18 protein-coding genes, 1 tRNA gene and 2 rRNA genes are annotated in these 19066 nt (G+C 53.8%); 7 read left to right on the top strand and 14 right to left on the bottom strand.

What is annotated here, in order from left to right; all coding sequences use genetic code 11:
• Nucleotides 1–109: 109 nt before the first annotated feature.
• The 3 genes from rrf (ACTJKZ_RS14730) to rrf (ACTJKZ_RS14720) all read left to right on the top strand — a co-directional run bounded on the left by rrf (ACTJKZ_RS14730) (nt 110) and on the right by rrf (ACTJKZ_RS14720) (nt 465).
• Nucleotides 110–225 (top strand): 5S ribosomal RNA (rrf, locus tag ACTJKZ_RS14730).
• 14 nt (nt 226–239) lie between these two features.
• Nucleotides 240–315: transfer RNA gene (locus ACTJKZ_RS14725), tRNA-Thr, on the top strand.
• A 34-nt stretch (nt 316–349) separates the two neighbouring features.
• Nucleotides 350–465, top strand: a 5S ribosomal RNA gene (gene rrf / locus ACTJKZ_RS14720).
• A gap of 199 nt (nt 466–664) precedes the next feature.
• Here rrf (ACTJKZ_RS14720) and ACTJKZ_RS14715 read toward each other — a convergent pair.
• The 14 genes from ACTJKZ_RS14715 to msrP form a co-directional block, all read right to left on the bottom strand.
• Nucleotides 665–1426: an amino acid ABC transporter ATP-binding protein gene (locus ACTJKZ_RS14715; RefSeq protein ID WP_161735976.1), complete on the bottom strand. Its 762-nt coding sequence runs from the start codon at nt 1424–1426 to the stop codon at nt 665–667.
• An 8-nt stretch (nt 1427–1434) separates the two neighbouring features.
• On the bottom strand, nt 1435–2535 hold the full coding sequence (locus ACTJKZ_RS14710) for an amino acid ABC transporter permease (RefSeq protein ID WP_222924930.1): 1101 nt from the start codon (nt 2533–2535) through the stop codon (nt 1435–1437).
• Between the two features lie 15 nt (nt 2536–2550).
• Nucleotides 2551–3729 (bottom strand): amino acid ABC transporter permease, encoded by a 1179-nt coding sequence (locus ACTJKZ_RS14705; RefSeq protein ID WP_033784127.1) that lies wholly within the window; start codon nt 3727–3729, stop codon nt 2551–2553.
• A gap of 68 nt (nt 3730–3797) precedes the next feature.
• Nucleotides 3798–4823, bottom strand: a complete 1026-nt coding sequence (locus tag ACTJKZ_RS14700; RefSeq protein ID WP_013359218.1) for an amino acid ABC transporter substrate-binding protein — start codon at nt 4821–4823, stop codon at nt 3798–3800.
• A gap of 544 nt (nt 4824–5367) precedes the next feature.
• A complete protein-coding gene (gene fis / locus ACTJKZ_RS14695) occupies nt 5368–5664 on the bottom strand; it encodes a DNA-binding transcriptional regulator Fis (protein ID WP_003855228.1) in 297 nt (98 codons plus the stop codon).
• A gap of 23 nt (nt 5665–5687) precedes the next feature.
• Nucleotides 5688–6653, bottom strand: coding sequence for a tRNA dihydrouridine synthase DusB (dusB, locus tag ACTJKZ_RS14690; RefSeq protein ID WP_031592707.1), 966 nt, complete (start codon nt 6651–6653; stop codon nt 5688–5690).
• A 367-nt stretch (nt 6654–7020) separates the two neighbouring features.
• The gene (prmA, locus tag ACTJKZ_RS14685; RefSeq protein ID WP_440829763.1) at nt 7021–7902 is read right to left on the bottom strand and encodes a 50S ribosomal protein L11 methyltransferase; all 882 of its coding nucleotides are present in this window, start codon (nt 7900–7902) and stop codon (nt 7021–7023) included.
• Nucleotides 7903–7918: 16 nt separating this feature from the next.
• Nucleotides 7919–9364, bottom strand: coding sequence for a sodium/pantothenate symporter (gene panF, locus ACTJKZ_RS14680; protein WP_222924932.1), 1446 nt, complete (start codon nt 9362–9364; stop codon nt 7919–7921).
• Nucleotides 9354–9596, bottom strand: a complete 243-nt coding sequence (locus tag ACTJKZ_RS14675) for a YhdT family protein (RefSeq protein WP_285087379.1) — start codon at nt 9594–9596, stop codon at nt 9354–9356. Before ACTJKZ_RS14675 ends, panF begins: the two co-directional genes overlap by 11 nt.
• Before the next feature lie 72 nt (nt 9597–9668).
• Nucleotides 9669–11018 (bottom strand): acetyl-CoA carboxylase biotin carboxylase subunit, encoded by a 1350-nt coding sequence (gene accC, locus ACTJKZ_RS14670; protein ID WP_013359213.1) that lies wholly within the window; start codon nt 11016–11018, stop codon nt 9669–9671.
• Nucleotides 11019–11029: 11 nt separating this feature from the next.
• A complete protein-coding gene (gene accB / locus ACTJKZ_RS14665) occupies nt 11030–11491 on the bottom strand; it encodes an acetyl-CoA carboxylase biotin carboxyl carrier protein (protein WP_013359212.1) in 462 nt (153 codons plus the stop codon).
• 25 nt (nt 11492–11516) lie between these two features.
• Nucleotides 11517–11969 carry a type II 3-dehydroquinate dehydratase gene (gene aroQ / locus ACTJKZ_RS14660; protein ID WP_033734740.1) on the bottom strand — a complete coding sequence of 151 codons (453 nt, stop codon included), beginning with the start codon at nt 11967–11969 and terminating at the stop codon, nt 11517–11519.
• Nucleotides 11970–12201: 232 nt separating this feature from the next.
• Nucleotides 12202–12807 (bottom strand): protein-methionine-sulfoxide reductase heme-binding subunit MsrQ, encoded by a 606-nt coding sequence (msrQ, locus tag ACTJKZ_RS14655; protein ID WP_260060207.1) that lies wholly within the window; start codon nt 12805–12807, stop codon nt 12202–12204.
• Nucleotides 12808–13812, bottom strand: coding sequence for a protein-methionine-sulfoxide reductase catalytic subunit MsrP (gene msrP, locus ACTJKZ_RS14650; RefSeq protein ID WP_253420195.1), 1005 nt, complete (start codon nt 13810–13812; stop codon nt 12808–12810). It abuts the gene before it with no gap.
• A gap of 284 nt (nt 13813–14096) precedes the next feature.
• Between msrP and csrD the strand changes: the two genes are divergently transcribed.
• From csrD to mreD, 4 genes are all read left to right on the top strand, one after another.
• Nucleotides 14097–16046, top strand: a complete 1950-nt coding sequence (gene csrD, locus ACTJKZ_RS14645) for an RNase E specificity factor CsrD (RefSeq protein WP_161735983.1) — start codon at nt 14097–14099, stop codon at nt 16044–16046.
• Nucleotides 16047–16357: 311 nt separating this feature from the next.
• Complete coding sequence (mreB, locus tag ACTJKZ_RS14640) at nt 16358–17401, top strand: rod shape-determining protein MreB (protein WP_003855260.1); 1044 nt, start codon at nt 16358–16360, stop codon at nt 17399–17401.
• A gap of 148 nt (nt 17402–17549) precedes the next feature.
• Complete coding sequence (gene mreC, locus ACTJKZ_RS14635; RefSeq protein ID WP_161735984.1) at nt 17550–18578, top strand: rod shape-determining protein MreC; 1029 nt, start codon at nt 17550–17552, stop codon at nt 18576–18578.
• Complete coding sequence (gene mreD, locus ACTJKZ_RS14630) at nt 18575–19063, top strand: rod shape-determining protein MreD (protein WP_013359205.1); 489 nt, start codon at nt 18575–18577, stop codon at nt 19061–19063. Before mreC ends, mreD begins: the two co-directional genes overlap by 4 nt.
• The last annotated feature ends 3 nt before the right edge of the window (nt 19064–19066 follow it).

Raw genomic sequence — 19066 nt, 5'->3', positions numbered from 1 at the left:
GCGCAGAGCGAAGACATCAGCGGGAGCATACTGAGGTATGTGACCGGTGTGGCTGAGCGATGGCAACGCGGTCATGGCGTAAAAGATTCGTTTCGTGCACCAAGATTTGCCTGGCGGCTGTAGCGCGGTGGTCCCACCTGACACCATGCCGAACTCAGAAGTGAAACGCCGTAGCGCCGATGGTAGTGTGGGGCCTCCCCATGCGAGAGTAGGGAACTGCCAGGCATCAAATTTAGTGTGCTGATATGGCTCAGTTGGTAGAGCGCACCCTTGGTAAGGGTGAGGTCCCCAGTTCGACTCTGGGTATCAGCACCAGTTAAGACACGAGTTCGGTAAATAAAAGAATTTGCCTGGCGGCTGTAGCGCGGTGGTCCCACCTGACCCCATGCCGAACTCAGAAGTGAAACGCCGTAGCGCCGATGGTAGTGTGGGGTCTCCCCATGCGAGAGTAGGGAACTGCCAGGCATCAAATAAGAGAGAGCCCTTCGCGTATGCGAAGGGCTTTTTTCGTTGTGGCAATCCGATAATCCGCACTAAAACTCCCTCATATCAGCCCGGTTTTCTGTGCCTTTATCACCGCATCGGCTCATTCAGCTGATTAAAGTGTATAAATGCCATAAAAAACCCGGCACCAGGCCGGGTGGTAAGATAACGGGGTCGGTAATCAGTGAATAACCTGCGATAAAAACGCCCGGGTACGCTCCGATTTTGGATTAGAAAAGAACTCCTGCGGTGGGGCAACTTCGACGATCTCACCCCGATCCATAAAGATCACCCGGTCGGCAACCGTTCGGGCAAAGCCCATTTCGTGGGTGACGCACAGCATGGTCATCCCATCCTCCGCCAGACCAATCATCGTGTCCAGCACCTCTTTAACCATCTCCGGATCCAGCGCTGAGGTTGGCTCATCAAACAGCATAATTTTTGGTTTCATACAGAGTGAGCGAGCGATGGCGACGCGTTGCTGCTGTCCGCCGGAAAGCTGACCCGGAAACTTATGTGCATGCTCTGCAATGCGCACGCGTTGCAGATAGTGCATGGCCAGTTCATCCGCTTCCTTCTTTGGAATCTTTCTCACCCAGGAAGGTGCCAGCGTGCAGTTTTGCAAAACAGTCAGATGCGGGAAGAGATTGAAGTGCTGAAATACCATCCCCACTTCTGTGCGTACGCGCTCAATGTTACGTACGTCGTCATTAAGATGGATACCGTCAACAATAATGCGTCCCTGCTGATGCTCTTCCAGATGGTTGATGCAGCGGATCGTGGTCGATTTGCCGGAGCCGGAAGGGCCGCACAGCACGATGCGCTCACGGGGTTTAACCTGCAGGTTGATGTCTTTCAGTACGTGAAACTGCCCGTACCATTTATTCACGTTCTCAAGCGAAATCATCAACGCGTCGGAAGAGTGTGTTATAGAGTCAGTCATGTAAAACCTCAGTGCGATGTACGCCCGGTGTGAAAGCGCTTTTCCAGATACTGGCTGTAGCGCGACATGCTAAAACAGAAAATCCAATAGACCAGTGCAGCAAAGACATAACCTTCAGTCGACATGCCCAGCCAGGTTGGATCGACCGTTGCCTGCTGGACGCTGCTGAACAGATCGAAAAGACCAATGATGATGACCAGGCTGGTATCTTTAAACAGCGCGATGATGGTGTTAACCAGGCCAGGGATGGTGAGCTTCAGTGCCTGGGGAAGAATGACCAACATCTGCGTTTTCCAGTAGCCCAGCGCCAGCGATTCTGCAGCCTCATACTGACCCTTCGGTAATGCCTGCAGGCCACCGCGCACCACTTCCGCCACATAAGCAGACTGGAACAGGATCACACCGACCAGCGCACGTACCAGCTTGTCGATAGTCGTACCTTCAGACATAAACAGCGGCAGCATCACCGATGACATAAACAGCACGGTAATCAGCGGAACGCCGCGCCAGAATTCGATAAAGATAATCGACAGCGTACGCACAACCGGCATCCGTGAGCGACGGCCAAGCGCCAGCAGGATGCCCAGCGGCAGCGCACCAGCAATCCCCACCGACGCGATAATCAGCGTCAGCGTTAACCCGCCCCACTGACGTGTTTCCACACGTTCCAGTCCCAGATAGCCGCCATACAGCAGGAACCAGACAATCACCGGATAGATGACGGCCCAGGCCGCAATGTAGCGTCCACGGTAGGGCAGGCTTTTGAGGAACATCGGCACAATCGACAGCAGGCCAATCACCAGCGCCAGGTTAATACGCCAGCGCAGCTCATGTGGATAAAGCCCATACATGAACTGACCGAAACGAGCATGGATAAAGACCCAACAGGCACCTTCTTTAGTGCAATCGGCGCGTGTCGTACCGATCCAGTTAGCCTGAAAGATCAGCCAGTTCAGCGCAGGCGGAATGACGTGCCAGATGACCCAGATGCAAAACAGCGTCAGTAACGTATTAAACCAGCTGGAAAACAGATTCTTACGAGCCCAAAGCCAGGCGCGACTGACAGGCGTCGTCGGGATGGGGGGCGTTTCATGCGTAGTGACAGACATAGTTATCCCGTTCTCTTAACGCTCAACCAGCGCAATTTTGCGGTTGTAGAAGTTCATAAGCAGCGATATCAGCAGACTGATAATCAGGTAAACGCCCATTGTGATAGCAATTGTCTCAATAGCCTGACCGGTCTGATTCAGCACCGATCCCGCGAACAGCGACACCATATCGGGATAACCGATAGCAGCGGCCAGTGAGGAGTTCTTCACGATGTTCAGATACTGGCTGGTGAGCGGCGGAATAATGACGCGCATGGCCTGTGGAATAATCACCTGACGCAGCGTCACCGGATTCGGCAGACCCAGCGATCGTGCAGCTTCGTGCTGACCATGTGGCACCGACTGAATCCCGGATCGGATCACTTCAGCAATAAACGACGAGGTATAGATCGACAGTGCCAGCGTCAGTGCTGCCAGTTCCGGAATCATCACCGAGCCGCCACGGAAATTGAACCCGCGTAGTTGCGGCACATCCCAGTGCGTCGCTGCTCCAAACCCAAGGTGTGCAAGCAAAGGAAAGAGGATGAGCATTGCAACGGCTGCGGGCCATGTACGACGTAACTCACCGGTTTTCAGCTGATGCTGACGGTTAAAGCGGTACAGGCCATAGCTGACAGCCACGGCCAGCAGCAGTGCGATAACAAACGGCCAGCTGCCTGGTGCATAGGTTGGCCACGGGACGTAGAGTCCGCGATTGCTGACATAGGCCAGGTCGAACGCATTCAGCGCCTGACGTGGGCCTGGCAGATTGCGTAATACCGCGAAGTACCAGAAGAAGATTTGCAGCAGAGGGGGGATATTACGGAAGGTTTCGATATAGATATTCGAGAGTTTCCGCAGCAGCCAGTTGTCAGAAAGACGGGCAAGACCGACCGCAAAGCCGAGAATTGACGCAAAAACAATACAGAGTGCAGAAACCAACAGCGTGTTGGTTAATCCGACCAGAAACACGCGTGCGTAGGTATCTCCCTCCGTGTACTCTATCAGATGCTGAACTATGCCGAAGCCGGCAGTGCGCTCAAGAAATCCAAACCCTGATGTAATGCCGCGATTGGCGAGGTTAATGATGGTGTTATGTACCAGATAACCCACCACACCAAGCACCGCGACGACGGCGATGAACTGATAAATCCAGGCGCGAACCGTGGGATTACCAAATGAAAAATCCCTTTTCACGGTTGGGCGTTGTGACATGTTGAAACCTCAGTAACGAAAGCCGGGGTAGGGCACCGCAGAATACGGTGCCCGATTGGTGAGGTCTGTTAACGTACCGGTGGTGCGTATTGAATCCCGCCCTGGTTCCACAACGCATTCTGACCGCGCGCGATCTTCAGTGCACTGTCTTTACCGACGTTGCGGTCAAAGCTTTCCTGATAGTTGCCGACCTGTTTGATGATGTTGTAGGCCCACTTATTATCCAGCTTCAGATCTTTACCAAAATCACCCTCAGCACCCAGCAGATGCGCCATATCTGGCGTGGTCGGCTTAGCTGTCATCTGATCAACGTTCTTCGAGTTGATGCCCATCTCTTCGGCATTCAGCATGGCGTAAAGCGACCATTTGACGATGGTGAACCAGTCATCATCGCCACGACGCACCAGCGGTCCCAGCGGCTCTTTGGAGATCACTTCTGGCAGGACGATAAACTCGTCAGGTTTGCCGAGCTTAATACGCAAGGCATAAAGCTGAGACTGATCGGACGCCAGCGTATCGCAGCGACCGCTGTCCAGCGCCTTAGCAGATTCGTCAGAGCGATCAAAGGTCACCGGCGTATATTGCATTTTGTTGGCTTTGAAGAAGTCTGCCACGTTCAGCTCGGTGTCGGTTCCAGCCTGAATACAGACGGTGGCACCATCCAGCTCTTTCGCACTTTTAAGTCCGGCTTTCTGGTGAGTCAGGAAGCCGATGCCGTCGTAATAGTTCACGCCCGCAAACAGGAAGCCCATGCCGCCATCACGCGATGAGGTCCAGGTGGTGTTACGTGAAAGTACATCCACTTCGCCTGACTGCAGCGCGGTAAAACGCTCTTTCGCAGTCAGCGGGGTGTATTTCACTTTGGTCGCATCGCCGAATACCGCGGCAGCAGCAGCACGACACACATCCACATCGATACCGGTAAACTTGCCGCCAGCATCTGCATAGGAGAAGCCCGGCAGGCCGTCACTGATACCACATTGAACAAAACCTTTTTTCTTAATCGCATCCAGTGTGGTGCCTGCGTGTGCCTGCTGAGCAATGGCAACCAGCGAGGCGGCAGCGATCAGCGTAGAGAGCATCATCTTTTTCATAAAGCATCCTGTGTGGCGGGATCATGTTGTTATGTTTGCGCACTTTAGTGTGCGTTTTTCCTGTCTGTGGCGGTCAGCCATTCACGACTCTGCAAAGCTGATGCCAGGTTTGCAGGATCCTGAATTCGTATGAAAGAACGGTTAATAATCAGAAGCACCTGGAAAGCTTCGCTAATATGGCGCACCAAAAGGAAGCAATGCGAGTCGACCCGATCACATTTAGTGCAAATAGTTTCACTAGATGAGAGCAGTGTGAGCGCTCGCTCAGGCAGAAATGTATGAAAGGAAGGCGTTACTTTTTTATGCGCAGGAAGTCACATGCCCAGCAGTGGCGGGCACAGGCAGCAAGACGGGCGACAGAACATTACTTAAATCAAATCCAGGCGGACAAAAGCGAGAAGGTGAAATATCACACCAGCGATTGCAACTATAGTTACCATACGGCAGGCAACTGTTTCACGCTTCCTGCCGTTACTTTGTGCGATGACGCACAAATAAAAACGCCAGCCCGAAGGCTGGCGTGATTAACAGACAGAACTAAAAATCAGTTCATGCCGTATTTTTTCAATTTCTTACGCAGCGTACCGCGGTTGATACCCATCATCAGGGCAGCACGGGTCTGGTTGCCACGGGTATACTGCATCACCATGTCCAACAGAGGCTGCTCGACTTCAGCCAAAACCAGCTCATACAGGTCGCTCACATCCTGACCATTCAGTTGAGCAAAATAGTTCTTCAGTGCCTGTTTAACCGAATCACGCAAAGGTTTTTGAGTTACCTGATCCTGTGAGTTAACGGTAGAAACGGTCAGTACGTCAGAATTTACGCGTTGTTCGAACATAGTTCTTTCAGCTCTTTATTTCGTTACGCAAGATTTTCGAAGTATGCCTCCAACGCCTCCAGCTGTTCGCTGGCATCCTCTATGGCGTTGAATGTGCGCCGAAACTGGTCATTCGGGGCGTGCTCCTGCAGGTACCAGGAGACGTGCTTTCGCGCTATACGGTATCCCTTGCCTGAACCGTAAAAGTCGTGCAGCTCACGTATATGCGAAACAAGCAAGCGCTTGACCTCTGCCATCGGCAGCGGGGCAAGCAACTCCCCAGTGTCCAGATAATGCTGGATTTCCCGGAAGATCCACGGTCTTCCCTGAGCAGCGCGTCCTATCATCAGAGCATCGGCCCCTGTATAGTCGAGCACCGCTCTGGCTTTATGCGGGTCAGTTATGTCTCCATTCGCGATAATCGGAATGGAGACACTCTGCTTAACTGTCCGAATGCTGTCATACTCAGCTTCTCCGTTGAACAGGCAGGCACGAGTGCGACCATGTATCGTCAGAGCCTGTATACCGCAGCGTTCAGCCAATTGGGCAATCGCGACACAGTTCCTGTTTTCAGGATCCCAGCCAGTACGAATTTTCAGCGTGACCGGCACGTTCACTGCATTAACCACTGCGGAGAGAATGGACTCCACCACGGTGGGATATTGCAATAAGGCTGAACCCGCCATTTTGCGGTTAACCTTCTTGGCAGGGCATCCCATATTAATGTCGATGACCTGTGCACCAGCCTCGACATTAATGCGTGCAGCTTGCGCCATTTCACTGGGATCGCAACCGGCAATTTGCACGGCGCGAATGCCTGGCTCATCACTGTGAACCATACGTAATCGAGATTTGTCGCTAGCCCAGACTTCCGGGTTAGAAGACAGCATCTCAGAAACTGCCATGCCTGCACCCATTTCGTGACACAGCGTCCTGAACGGCCTGTCGGTAATACCGGCCATCGGTGCTGCAATCAGTCGATTTCTCAGCTGGAGGTTTCCAATACGCATGAAGTCAGAATGGCCATACTGTGTCTGCAAGGCGGCGTATATTACGCATTTTTGCAGGAAGATGAAAGGCCAAACTTTGAACAATCAGCAAGAAAGATCAATGAAATCCGGATGATGATCGATGCTATTCATTATTATTATTAAATAACAATGATTTAGCTATTTATGCTGAAATTGTGAGCAAAAGTTTTTCCAGAAAAGTACGTCAATTCGCCAGATAAAAAACGTCACATGCCGTGATTAACGATACAAGCATCCATTTCAAATCGGGAAAGCCCGCAACTTACGCTACGGGTTGGCTGAATATTCTGTTAAGCCGCTTTGTTACGACGACGGCGATATCAGTGCAAACGGACAAACGCAAAAATCAGGATTTAATCCCGGTAATCCGGCACCATTCCTCTTTAACCGCAACCGGGTCGAGCGTGAACGCGCTGACATACGCTTCGCAGACGCTCTCTGCCTGGCTCTCTAACACGCCCGAGAGGCCCAGATGACCGCCAGACTTCGGCAGTACACCGATCAGCGGGGCCAGTTCACGTAGCGGGCCGGCCAGGATATTGGCCACCACCACATCAGCCTGCAGATTTTCGGGTTGCTGGTGGGGCAGATAGAGCGACAGGCGATCGGAGACGCCGTTGCGCTCAGCATTATCCCGGCTGGCCTGAATAGCCTGCGGATCGATATCAATCCCGATCGCCTGAGCCGCGCCCAGCTTCAGTGCGGCGATCGCCAGGATCCCCGAACCACAGCCGAAATCGATCACCGTTTTGCCTTCCAGATCCAGCCCATCGAGCCAGGTCAGGCAGAGCGAGGTGGTGGGATGGGTGCCGGTGCCAAATGCCAGACCGGGATCGAGCATGACGTTGACGGCATCAGGATCCGGCACATCACGCCAGCTCGGACAGATCCAGAGACGTTCGCCGAAGCGCATCGGGTGGAAGTTCTCCATCCATTCGCGCTCCCAGTCTTTATCCTCGATCTGCTCGATCCGGTGACGAAAACCGTCTTCCAGCAGCGGATGTTGTGTCAGTTCGGCAGTAATCAGGGCCATATCCGTTTCTGCATCGAACAGGCCGATAACGTCGGTATCGCCCCACAGGCGCGTTTCGCCTGGCAGCGGCTCATACACCGGCGTGTCGTTGGTATCCTGAAAGGTGACTGAAACCGCACCGATCTCCATCAGCGCATCGCTCAGCGTTTCCGCATGTTCACCTGAGCTGTTAATTTTGATTTGAATCCACGGCATAACGTCTCTCTTTCCGTCAATGTTGCGGCGCGTCCGCCACGTGCGGCGCGCGTCCAAACAGGTTACCCACCAGAAATGCCAGCAGGCTTAAAAGCAGGGAGGGCACGATAGGGTGAAAACCCAGAATCTGCAGGTTAAGGCTCGCCATAAAAGCGTAGCAGCCTCCACCCACTACCATGCCGGTGATGGCGCCTGCGGCATTGGCACGTTCCCAGTAGAGGCCGAGAACCAGCGGCCAGAGGAAAACCGCCTCCAGGCCGCCAAATGCCAGCAGGTTGAGCCAGATAATCATATCGGGCGGATTCCAGGCCGCAATCAGCAGCAGGATACCCAGTGCGAAGGTAATGGTGCCAGATAACAGCCGCAGTCGCGTCTCATTTTCCAGCTGCTGCGGGGCGATACGCAGGTAGAGATCTTTAATCAGCGTGGCTGAAGCCTGTAACAGCTGGGCATTGATGGTCGACATAATTGCGGCCATCGGGGCTGCCAGGAACAGCCCGGCCGCTAACGGTGGCAGAACAGTAATCATCAGTGTCGGAATAACGCTATCCGGCACGGCCAGATTCGGCAGTACCGCGCGGCCCAGCGCACCGGCCAGATGCATGCCCAGCATCAATACCACTACGACAATGGTGCCCAGAATAATGGCCCGATGGACGGCCTTACTGTCTTTATAAGAGATACAGCGCACCGCCGTATGCGGCAGGCCAATCACCCCAAAGCAGACCAGTACGACGAACGAACTGAGGAAGGTTGGCGTAATAATCTCGCCCGGCCCCTGAGGGGACAGCAGAGCCGGATCGATGTCGTGCAGTTTCTGCACCGCCGTACTCAGGCCACCTGCCTGATGAATCACTGCGAATAGCAGCAGAAAGGTGCCAATCAGCATCACAATGCCCTGCATGGCGTCGTTGAGCACGCTGGCACGGAATCCACCGAACGCGGTATAGAGCGCGATGGTGCCACCAAAAATCAGCAGGCCGGTGTCATAAGGAATGCCAGCGGCGGTTTCGAGCAGCCGCGCACCGCCAATAAACTGCACCGTCATGGCACCGATAAAGGCAATCAGCAGACTCAGACTCGCCAGCCAGATCAGCAGCGGGCTTTGATAGCGGGCATAGAGCATATCATTCAGCGTCACCGCATTGTGCTTACGTGCCAGAATGGCAAACTTTTTCCCCAGCACACCCAGCGATAGCCAGACGGCGGGCACCTGCACCATTGCCAGCAATACCCAGCCCAGTCCATATTTGTAGGCGGCACCGGGACCCCCAATAAATGAGCTGGCGCTGATATAGGTGGTAGTGAGCGTCATCGCCAGCACAAACCCGCCCATGGAGCGGCTGCCAAGGAAGTATTCAGTGAGGAAGCTGCCTTCGCGCTTTTTACGGACGGCAAACACCGATAGCGCGGCAATCAACACCAGATAAATCAGTAACGGCAGGATAATTTCACTGTTCACTTTGATCCTCCAGCGGCATGTCGCGGAAAATCACCCGCACCATCATCCAGCACAGAAAAATGAACAACAGGGGAGCAAACAGGCAGGAGAGTTCAAACCAGCGCGGCAGGCCGGTAACACCGATTGCATTGCCACCCAACCAGGCAGAGAGCCCCCAGGCAGCGAGCCAGAGCAGGGTGAGGTAAAGCGACCAGCGCGCCTCTTTATGTGCCTGTATAAAACGAGCATCCATGATTCAACCTTAACGCCAGCGGCAAAAGAAAAAGGCCGGATTAACCGGCCTCAGACTGACTCAGCGTTGCGATTATTTCTCGTGCAAGCCGAGTTTTTTCTCCAGATAGTGGATATTGGTTCCACCGTGCTGGAAGTTTTCGTCGGACATGATTTTCATCTGCAGTTCAACGTTGGTTTTGATACCGTCGATAATCAGTTCCGCCAGCGCATTTTTCATGCGAGCGATAGCCACGTCACGCGTTTCGCCATAGGTGATCAGCTTGCCGATCATGGAGTCGTAATAAGGCGGTACGGTGTAGCCTGAGTAAATATGCGACTCCCAGCGCACGCCAAAACCGCCTGGCGCGTGGAAGCGGGTGATTTTACCCGGGCTTGGCAGGAAGGTGACTGGATCTTCAGCGTTGATACGGCACTCGACCGCATGTCCGCGAATGATCACATCTTCCTGTTTAATTGACAGTGGCTGACCGGCAGCAATACGCAGTTGCTCTTTGATCAGGTCCACACCGGTGATCATCTCGGTTACCGGATGTTCTACCTGAATACGGGTGTTCATCTCAATGAAGTAGAACTCACCGTTTTCGTACAGGAACTCAAAGGTACCTGCGCCGCGATAGCCAATCTCAATACAGGCCTGGGAACAGCGGTTGCCGATAAAGCGACGCTGTTCTTCTGTGATGCCTGGGCCTGGCGCTTCTTCGACAACTTTCTGATGACGACGCTGCATGGAGCAGTCACGTTCGCCCAGATAGATCGCGTTGCCCTGACCGTCAGCCAGTACCTGAATCTCGATGTGGCGCGGGTTCTCCAGATACTTCTCCATGTAAACCATGTCGTTGTTAAAAGCCGCTTTGGCTTCCGCTTTCGTCATGTTGATGGATTCTTCCAGATCTTTGTCGCCGCGCACTACGCGCATACCACGACCGCCGCCGCCGCCAGACGCTTTGATGATGACCGGATAACCGATGCGCTTGGCAAAGGCACGGTTTTTTTCCATATCATCCGTTAGCGAACCGTCAGAACCGGGTACGGTCGGGACGCCGGCTTTCTTCATCGCATTGATTGCAGAAACTTTGTCACCCATCAGGCGAATGGTGTCTGCTTTCGGGCCGATAAAGATAAAGCCGGAGCGCTCAACCTGCTCAGCAAAATCGGCATTCTCAGAGAGGAAGCCGTAGCCGGGGTGAATCGCCACCGCGCCGGTGATCTCTGCTGCAGAGATCAGCGCCGGGATGTTGAGGTAACTTTTGACTGACTGCGCCGGGCCGATGCAGACGGTTTCGTCTGCCAGCAGCACGTGCTTCAGGTCACGATCCGCGCTTGAGTGTACCGCAACAGTCTTGATGCCCAGTTCTTTACAGGCACGCAGAATGCGCAGTGCGATCTCACCACGGTTAGCAATAACAATTTTATCCAGCATGATCTGCCCCGTTACTCGATGATAACCAGTGGCTCGTCAAATTCGACCGGCTGACCGCTTTCAACCAGGATAGCTTTCACCACGCCTGATTTGTCAGCTTCGATCTGGTTCATCATTTTCATAGCTTCGACGATGCACAGGGTATCGCCGGCATTCACTTTCTGGCCAACTTCCACAAAGGCTTTCGCATCCGGGCTCGGCGTACGGTAGAAGGTACCTACCATTGGTGAACGCACGATGTGACCGCTGATTTCAGCCGGTGCCGCTTCGGCAACGGCTGCAACAGGGGCAACGGCTGTCGCCAGAGCAGGCTGTTGAACCGGCGCAGCGTAAGCCTGCTGCATCATCGGGTAACCCACGTTTGCAGGTGCACGACTGATGCGAACGGACTCTTCACCTTCAGAGATTTCCAGCTCAGAAATGCCAGACTCTTCAACCAGTTCGATCAGTTTTTTAATTTTACGAATATCCATGAGTGGGGTTCCGTACTCAGTTTGATTAATTAGTTTGAGACAGGCGTTTTACTGCCGTTTGTAAAGCCCATGTGTAGCCGTCAGCGCCAAGCCCACAGATCACGCCAGCAGAAACATCAGAAAGATAGGAGTGATGACGGAAGGGCTCGCGGGCATGCACATTGGAGAGATGAACCTCGATAAACGGTATTTCTACCGCCAGCAGGGCATCACGCAGTGCGACACTGGTATGGGTAAACGCGGCAGGATTAATGATGATGTAATCCACATTGCCTTTGGCCTCATGAATGCGATCAATCAGCTGAAATTCAGCATTGGTTTGCAGGTGGCTCAACTCCACATTCAACTGGTCTGCCTGACGCGTCAAATCGTCAACGATCTGACTCAGCGTGGTATGACCATACTTCTCAGGTTCACGTGTTCCCAACAGATTCAGGTTGGGCCCGTTTAAAAGCAGAATATGTAATTTATGCGCCATCGTGCTGCCATCTCCCGCAATCATTGAGGCATCGCGTAAAATACCTTGCGAATCTTCATTTGTCACCTTTCAGGCTGAAAAAGAAGACCCGACGAGCAATAAAGCCGGGCATTATATCCGTTTCGTGTCATTTCGCAGCAAAATACTGGTCTTATCTGCGAAGATGATCGGATGTGGCCTGCGGGCCACATCTTTTATCAGAAAACAGCAGAGGAAAACAACGGGTGAAGTGCTAGCGGGGCCACCATTTGAGAAATTTTTTGTAACGCCAGGCTAACAGCAGTGCAGCAATGAGGGCATAGATAAGTGGCTGTGGGGACACGGTTTTCACCGACCAGATATAGTGAATCGGCACCAGAATCGCCACAAGATAGACCGCATTGTGCAGGGTTTGCCAGCGTTTACCGAGCCTGCGCTGAGCGCGCTGAAATGACGTTACCGCCAGGACCAGTAATATCAGCCAGCTGATAATTCCCAGCGTCAGATAGGGACGGGAGATGAGTTCGCTGCCCAGCAGACGCAGATTATCCACGCCCAATTCCAGCAGGTAGTAGCTCAGCAGGTGGAGAGAAGCCCAGACAAATGTCCAGACGCCAAGCAGGCGCCGGGTGCGGATTAACAGAGGCTGCCTGCCGTAGCGTGCCAGGGGTGAAACCAGCAGCGTACCCAGCAGCAGTTTCAGCGCCATGCGGCCGGTAAAATGCTGAATATCTTTTGCCGGGTCCGCACTCAGTCCACCCTGCATCACAGCAAGCACCAGATAAACCAGCGGCAACAGGGCTGCCAGGTGCAGGATCACCTTGAGCCACATGATCTGTTTTATCGACAGGCGGACCACTTAGTAATTCTCCCGTAAATCCATGCCGCGGTAGAGCGACGCCACCTGTTCGGCATAGCCGTTAAACAGCAGCGTTGGCTGACGTTCGACCTTCAGACTGCCGCCCGGGCCAATAAACCGCTCTGTCGCCTGTGACCAGCGTGGATGATTGACGTGGGGGTTCACATTGGCATAAAAACCATACTCGTCGGCGGCAATCTGGTTCCAGGTGGTCGGCGGCTGTTTGTCGGTCAGCGTAATTTTGACGATCGACTTAATGCCTTTAAAGCCATATTTCCACGGCACCGTCAGACGAATCGGCGCGCCATTCTGCGGCGGCAGCGCTTTGCCATAGACGCCAGTGGTCAGTATTGTCAGTGGATGCATCGCTTCATCCAGACGCAAACCTTCGACATAGGGATAATTGAGGCCACCGCCAATAAAGCGATCTTTCTGGCCCGGCATCTGCTCAGGATCGTAGAGCGTCTGAAAGGCAACAAAGCGCGCTTTGCTGGTGGGTTCCGCCAGCGAGAGAAGTTTATTCAGCTCAAAGCCTACCCAGGGCACCACCATCGACCAGGCCTCTACGCAGCGCATGCGATAGATTCGCTGCTCCATAGCAAAGCGTTTGAAGATGTCATCCATATCAAGGGTTAGGGGTTTCGCCACTTCGCCATCAATGGTCAGTTTCCAGGGCTCTGTTTTCAGTGTTCCGGCATTGGCAGCCGGATCGGCCTTATCCAGCCCGAACTCATAGAAATTGTTGTAGCCGGAAACTTTATCCGCAGGCGTCAGCGTCAGATCGGCCTGATATTGCGCCGGTTTGGTGAAGTCGAGCGGTCGGCCTGCTGGAGCAGGTGGGCGATCGTTGCCTTTGAACCAGCTGAGAATATCGGCATTAGCCACGCCCGGCATACCCATCGCCGCAGCGCTTAGTCCCAGCGTTTTCAGCACCTGGCGGCGCTTCATATTAAATATGCTTTCCGGCGTTACGTCGGCTTCGGTCAGACAGGGTATGCGTTTCATGGGGCTTCTCCAGACAGGATGTCATCAACCAGCATGATGACTATCGCTGATATCAGCCAGTTTCGCCCTGAAAATGTGAAATTTCCTGGCTGGCCTGTGCGATGAGAATGCGCTGAAAAGTGTCGGGATCAACGTCAGCAATCCTATCCCGACGATATACTTCGGCTTCATGCGACTCGGCGCTGTCGGCAGCGGCAAATTATGCTATTTTGCTCGCGTTTTCGTCAGGCTGACGGTACAAGGTGGGGTGATCCGGTTATCACCGCAGCAATACAGGCACAGGGATGCGATTAACCACAAAATTATCTGCGTTTATTACCTTTTTAAGCCTGCTGGCGATGTCATTGATGCTGGCAGGCTGCGCATTCAGTGTTTTCTGGTTCAGTCATCAGCGGGTTGAACATCGGGCGCAGGTGCTGGCGACCGAGGTCGATCAGGCGATGTTCTCCGAGACGCCAGAACAGCTTCATAACTGGCTTACGCGCATGATGCCAATAATGAATGCCGAGCAGATTTCCCTTCATAACGGCAGGCAGACTTTCCTCACACTCTCCCGACACGAAAACCAGATGCTGGAAGACGAACCCAATCGTTTTATCCAGGTCGATGTGCCTTTGATGCACCAGACCGGCTTACAGCTGCGGGTTGTGACCCTTGATCCTGCCAAAACCTGGCTGCGCTCCATCACCGGCACCTCTACGCTGGGCATTCTGTTTACGGTCATGCTGGTGATGAGTCTGCTGCTGCTGATGATGCATCGCTGGCTTAGTCGTCAGTGGCGTGGCATGGAGCATCTTGAAGGACGGGCACAGGCGATTATCAACGGCGAACGTGGGGTTGTGCCGAAACGGGATGTGGATGAGTGGCCACCCAGGGCGAGTCGCGCGATGGATATACTGCTGGCGGATCTGCAGGAAGCGGGCGAACAGCGCCTGCGTATCGACACGCTGATCCGCACCTTTGCCGCGCAGGATGGACGCACTGGCCTTAACAACCGACTGTTCTTTGATAACCAGCTCGCGACCCTTCTGGAAGATCAGGAAGCTGTCGGCACCCATGGTGTGGTGATGATGGTGCGCCTGCCCGATCTGGACGCGCTGAAAGATTCACTGGAGCCAGCGCTGGTTGAGGAGTACCTGTTCAATTTCGTCAACATGCTCTCTACCTTTGTGCTGCGCTATCCCGGCGCTTTGCTGGCACGCTATTTTCGCAGTGATTTTGCCGTATTACTGCCGCATCGCAGTCTTAAAGAGGCAAACAGTATTGCCGATCAACTGATCAATGCTGTTGATTCTTTGCCACCGATGCGCCTGGTCAATCGCGATGATCTGATCCACATCGGAATCACCGCCTGGCACAGCGGGCAGACCGTCCTGCAGGTGATAGAAAATGCCGAAATGGCCACGCGACGTGCAGCACTGCTGGGTGGTAATAACTGGATTAATGGTGAAGGAAACCCTCAGGACGCCGGGCGGGGCAGCGTGCGCTGGCGAACCCTGCTGGAGAATACGTTAAGCCGCGGTGGTCCGCGGCTGTACCATAAACCCACCGTTAATATCGAAGGCAAAGTACAGCATCGGGTCATGCTGACCCGTATCTTTGACGGCGATAAAGAGGTACTGGCCGCTGAATATATGCCGCTGGTACAGCAGCTCGGTATGGCTGATGGCTGGGATCGTCAGCTGGTCACGCGCATCGCGGCACTCTCTGAACTGTGGCCGGAAGAGACGCTGGTGATGCCGGTGACGATGACCTCGCTCCTGCAACGTTCATTTGTCCTCTGGCTACAGAATATGCTGCTGCAGTGCCCCAAATCACAAAGAAAACGATTTTTATTTGAACTTGCCGAGGCAGATGTCTGTCAACACATCGACCATTTAACACCAGTATTCCGTGCACTTAAGGCTTTTGGCTGCCGTGTAGCGGTGAATCAGGCGGGTTTAACCGTCGTCAGCAGTGCCTATATACGACAGCTGCCGCTGGAACTGATCAAGCTTGATGCAGGTCTGGTGCGCAACATTGAACGACGGACCGCCAATCAGCTGTTTGTACAGAGTCTGCTGGAGGTCTGTAAGTCCACGGGTATTCAGGTGTTTGCCACCGGTGTCCGCACCAAAGCGGAGTGGCAGACATTAGTGGCGCTGGGTGTGGCAGGCGGGCAGGGCGACTTTTTTGCCCCTTCGCTTCCGGTTAACAGTAACGTGAAGAAGTATTCCCAACGTTACCGTATTTAATGATTTGCTGTCGTAATGACAGAAATTGACGGTTTTTTTTAATGTTAAACCGCATCTGAACCCATAACCATCGTGCCGGAAATGTTAAATTTTATGTCGGGCATGGCAAGCGGAAATCACGTGAAATGCAGCACTGATGGCGTCTGGTCGCCATTCTGCTGCTACGGATCGCGGGTTCAGATGACTTAAACGCAATCAGGCGTCTTTTTTCACCGAAGCAGAACGTTTTTGCGCCTTGTGGCAGCTTCGTGTGGTTGGTAAAGTAAGCGGATTTTATTTTCCGCCCCCAGCTTGCAGGATTATCCCTTAGTATGTTTAAAAAATTTCGTGGCATGTTTTCCAACGACTTGTCCATTGACCTGGGTACCGCGAATACCCTGATTTACGTAAAAGGACAAGGCATCGTGCTGAACGAGCCTTCTGTGGTTGCTATTCGTCAGGACCGTGCCGGTTCACCGAAAAGTGTCGCGGCCGTGGGTCATGACGCCAAACAGATGCTCGGTCGTACGCCAGGCAATATTGCCGCTATCCGTCCGATGAAAGATGGCGTTATCGCTGACTTCTTCGTGACCGAAAAGATGCTGCAACACTTCATCAAGCAGGTTCACAGCAACAGCTTTATGCGTCCCAGCCCACGTGTGCTGGTCTGCGTACCCGTCGGGGCCACGCAGGTAGAACGTCGTGCGATTCGTGAATCCGCTCAGGGCGCCGGCGCGCGTGAAGTCTTTCTGATTGAAGAGCCGATGGCTGCAGCTATTGGTGCAGGTCTGCCCGTTTCTGAAGCGACCGGTTCAATGGTCGTTGATATCGGTGGTGGTACTACCGAAGTGGCGGTGATCTCCCTGAACGGTGTGGTCTACTCCTCATCCGTACGTATTGGTGGCGATCGTTTCGATGAAGCTATTATTAATTATGTGCGTCGTAACTACGGTTCACTGATTGGTGAAGCGACCGCAGAACGCATTAAGCATGAGATTGGTTCAGCTTATCCGGGTGATGAAGTCCGTGAAATTGAAGTTCGTGGCCGTAACCTGGCAGAGGGTGTACCGCGCGGCTTCACGCTGAACTCCAACGAAATTCTGGAAGCTCTGCAGGAGCCGTTAACCGGCATTGTCAGCGCGGTGATGGTTGCTCTTGAGCAGTGTCCGCCTGAGCTGGCCTCCGATATCTCAGAGCGCGGCATGGTGCTGACCGGTGGTGGTGCGTTACTGCGCAACCTGGATCGCCTGCTGATGGAAGAGACGGGTATTCCGGTTGTTGTTGCTGAAGATCCGCTGACCTGTGTGGCTCGCGGTGGCGGCAAGGCGCTGGAAATGATCGACATGCATGGCGGCGATTTGTTCAGCGAAGAATAATTGCCTCAACCGGCTGAGAACGCAATGATCATGCGAGGGAGTGACATGTGAACCGGCGAAATGTGTGCCGGTACAGTGCGTTCAGCCCAGGGAAGCACGGTGTTTGGCCGTCGCTTCCTCTCCTGTTGTCGAGGATCACGCAGATTATATGAAGCCGATTTTTAGCAGGGGACCTTCCCTGCAGTTGCGTCTTTTCCTGGCGGTCATCGTGGCAATTGCCATTATCGTTGCCGACAGCCGTGTGAGCTCTTTCACCCAAATACGCAACTATCTGGATACGTCGGTCAGTCCGTTTTACTTCCTGGCTAATGGACCACGTCAGCTGCTGGATGGCGTGTCAGAGTCGCTGGCGTCGCGTCAGCAGCTGGAGCAGGAAAACAAAGCGTTACGTCGTGAGCTCTTCCTGAAAAACAGTAACCTGCTAATGCTGGGGCAATATAAGCAGGAAAACGCACGCCTGCGTGAACTGCTGGGTTCACCGCTGCGTCAGGATGAGCAAAAGATGGTGACGCAGGTGATCTCTACCGGCACCGATCCTTACACCGACCAGGTGGTGATCGACAAAGGCAGCGTTAACGGTGTCTATGAAGGTCAACCGGTCATCAGTGATAAAGGCGTGGTCGGTCAGGTTATCGCCGTCGGACAGCTCACCAGCCGTGTTCTGCTGATCTGCGATGCGTCACATGCGCTGCCTATTCAGGTGTTGCGTAATGACATTCGTGTGATTGCCGCTGGTAACGGCTGTACTGAAGATCTCCAGCTTGAGCATCTGCCGGGTAATACGGACATTCGGGTCGGCGATGTGCTGGTGACGTCAGGTATCGGTGGTCGTTTCCCTGAGGGGTATCCGGTGGGCGTGGTCTCCTCAGTGAAAGTGGATACGCAGCGCGCTTATACGGTGATTCAGGCGCATCCGACCGCGGGTCTGCAGCGTCTGCGTTATCTGCTGCTGCTGTGGGGCGCGGATCGTAATGGCGATATGCCGCTGCCGCAGGATGAAGTTCATCGCGTTGCGAATGAGCGTCTGATGCAGATGATGCCGCAGGTCTTACCGCCTGCGGGTGAAATGGGCCCGCCTGCGCCTGCCGCACAGATGGGGCCGCCTGCTCCATCAACAGGCAGCAGTGGCAGTAGCGGACAGAACAACTCCTCGCGTTCACGCGGGGGGCAGCCTTGAGTCGATATCGCAGCCAGGGACGTTGGGTCATCTGGCTCTCTTTCCTGGTCGCGTTAGTTCTGCAGATCATGCCATGGCCGGATGAAATTTATATGTTCCGGCCTTCATGGCTGCTGCTCATCCTTATCTACTGGGTTCTTGCACTGCCGCATCGGGTCAACGTCGGCAGCGGATTTATGCTGGGTGCCATCATGGATCTGATTGCCGGGTCCACGCTTGGCGTACGTGCGCTGGCGCTCAGTATCATCGCCTACCTGATAGCCTTTAAGTTCCAGTTATTCCGCAACTTAGCGTTGTGGCAGCAAGCGTTAATGGTTATGGTGCTGTCTCTGGCGATGGATGTGATTGTCTTCTGGGCAGAATTCCTGGTAATCAATGTTTCATTCCGACCTGAAATTTTCTGGAGCAGTGTCGTCGACGGTATTCTCTGGCCCTGGCTATTCTTACTTATGAGAAAAATTCGTCGTCAGTTCGCTGTTCAATAAGGA

Source organism: Pantoea sp. 22096, assembly GCF_052045955.1.
Classification (GTDB): Bacteria; Pseudomonadota; Gammaproteobacteria; order Enterobacterales; family Enterobacteriaceae; genus Pantoea; species Pantoea alfalfae.
The sequence above is the reverse complement of the archived record's forward strand: the minus strand, read 5'-3'. Positions and strand labels throughout refer to the sequence as shown.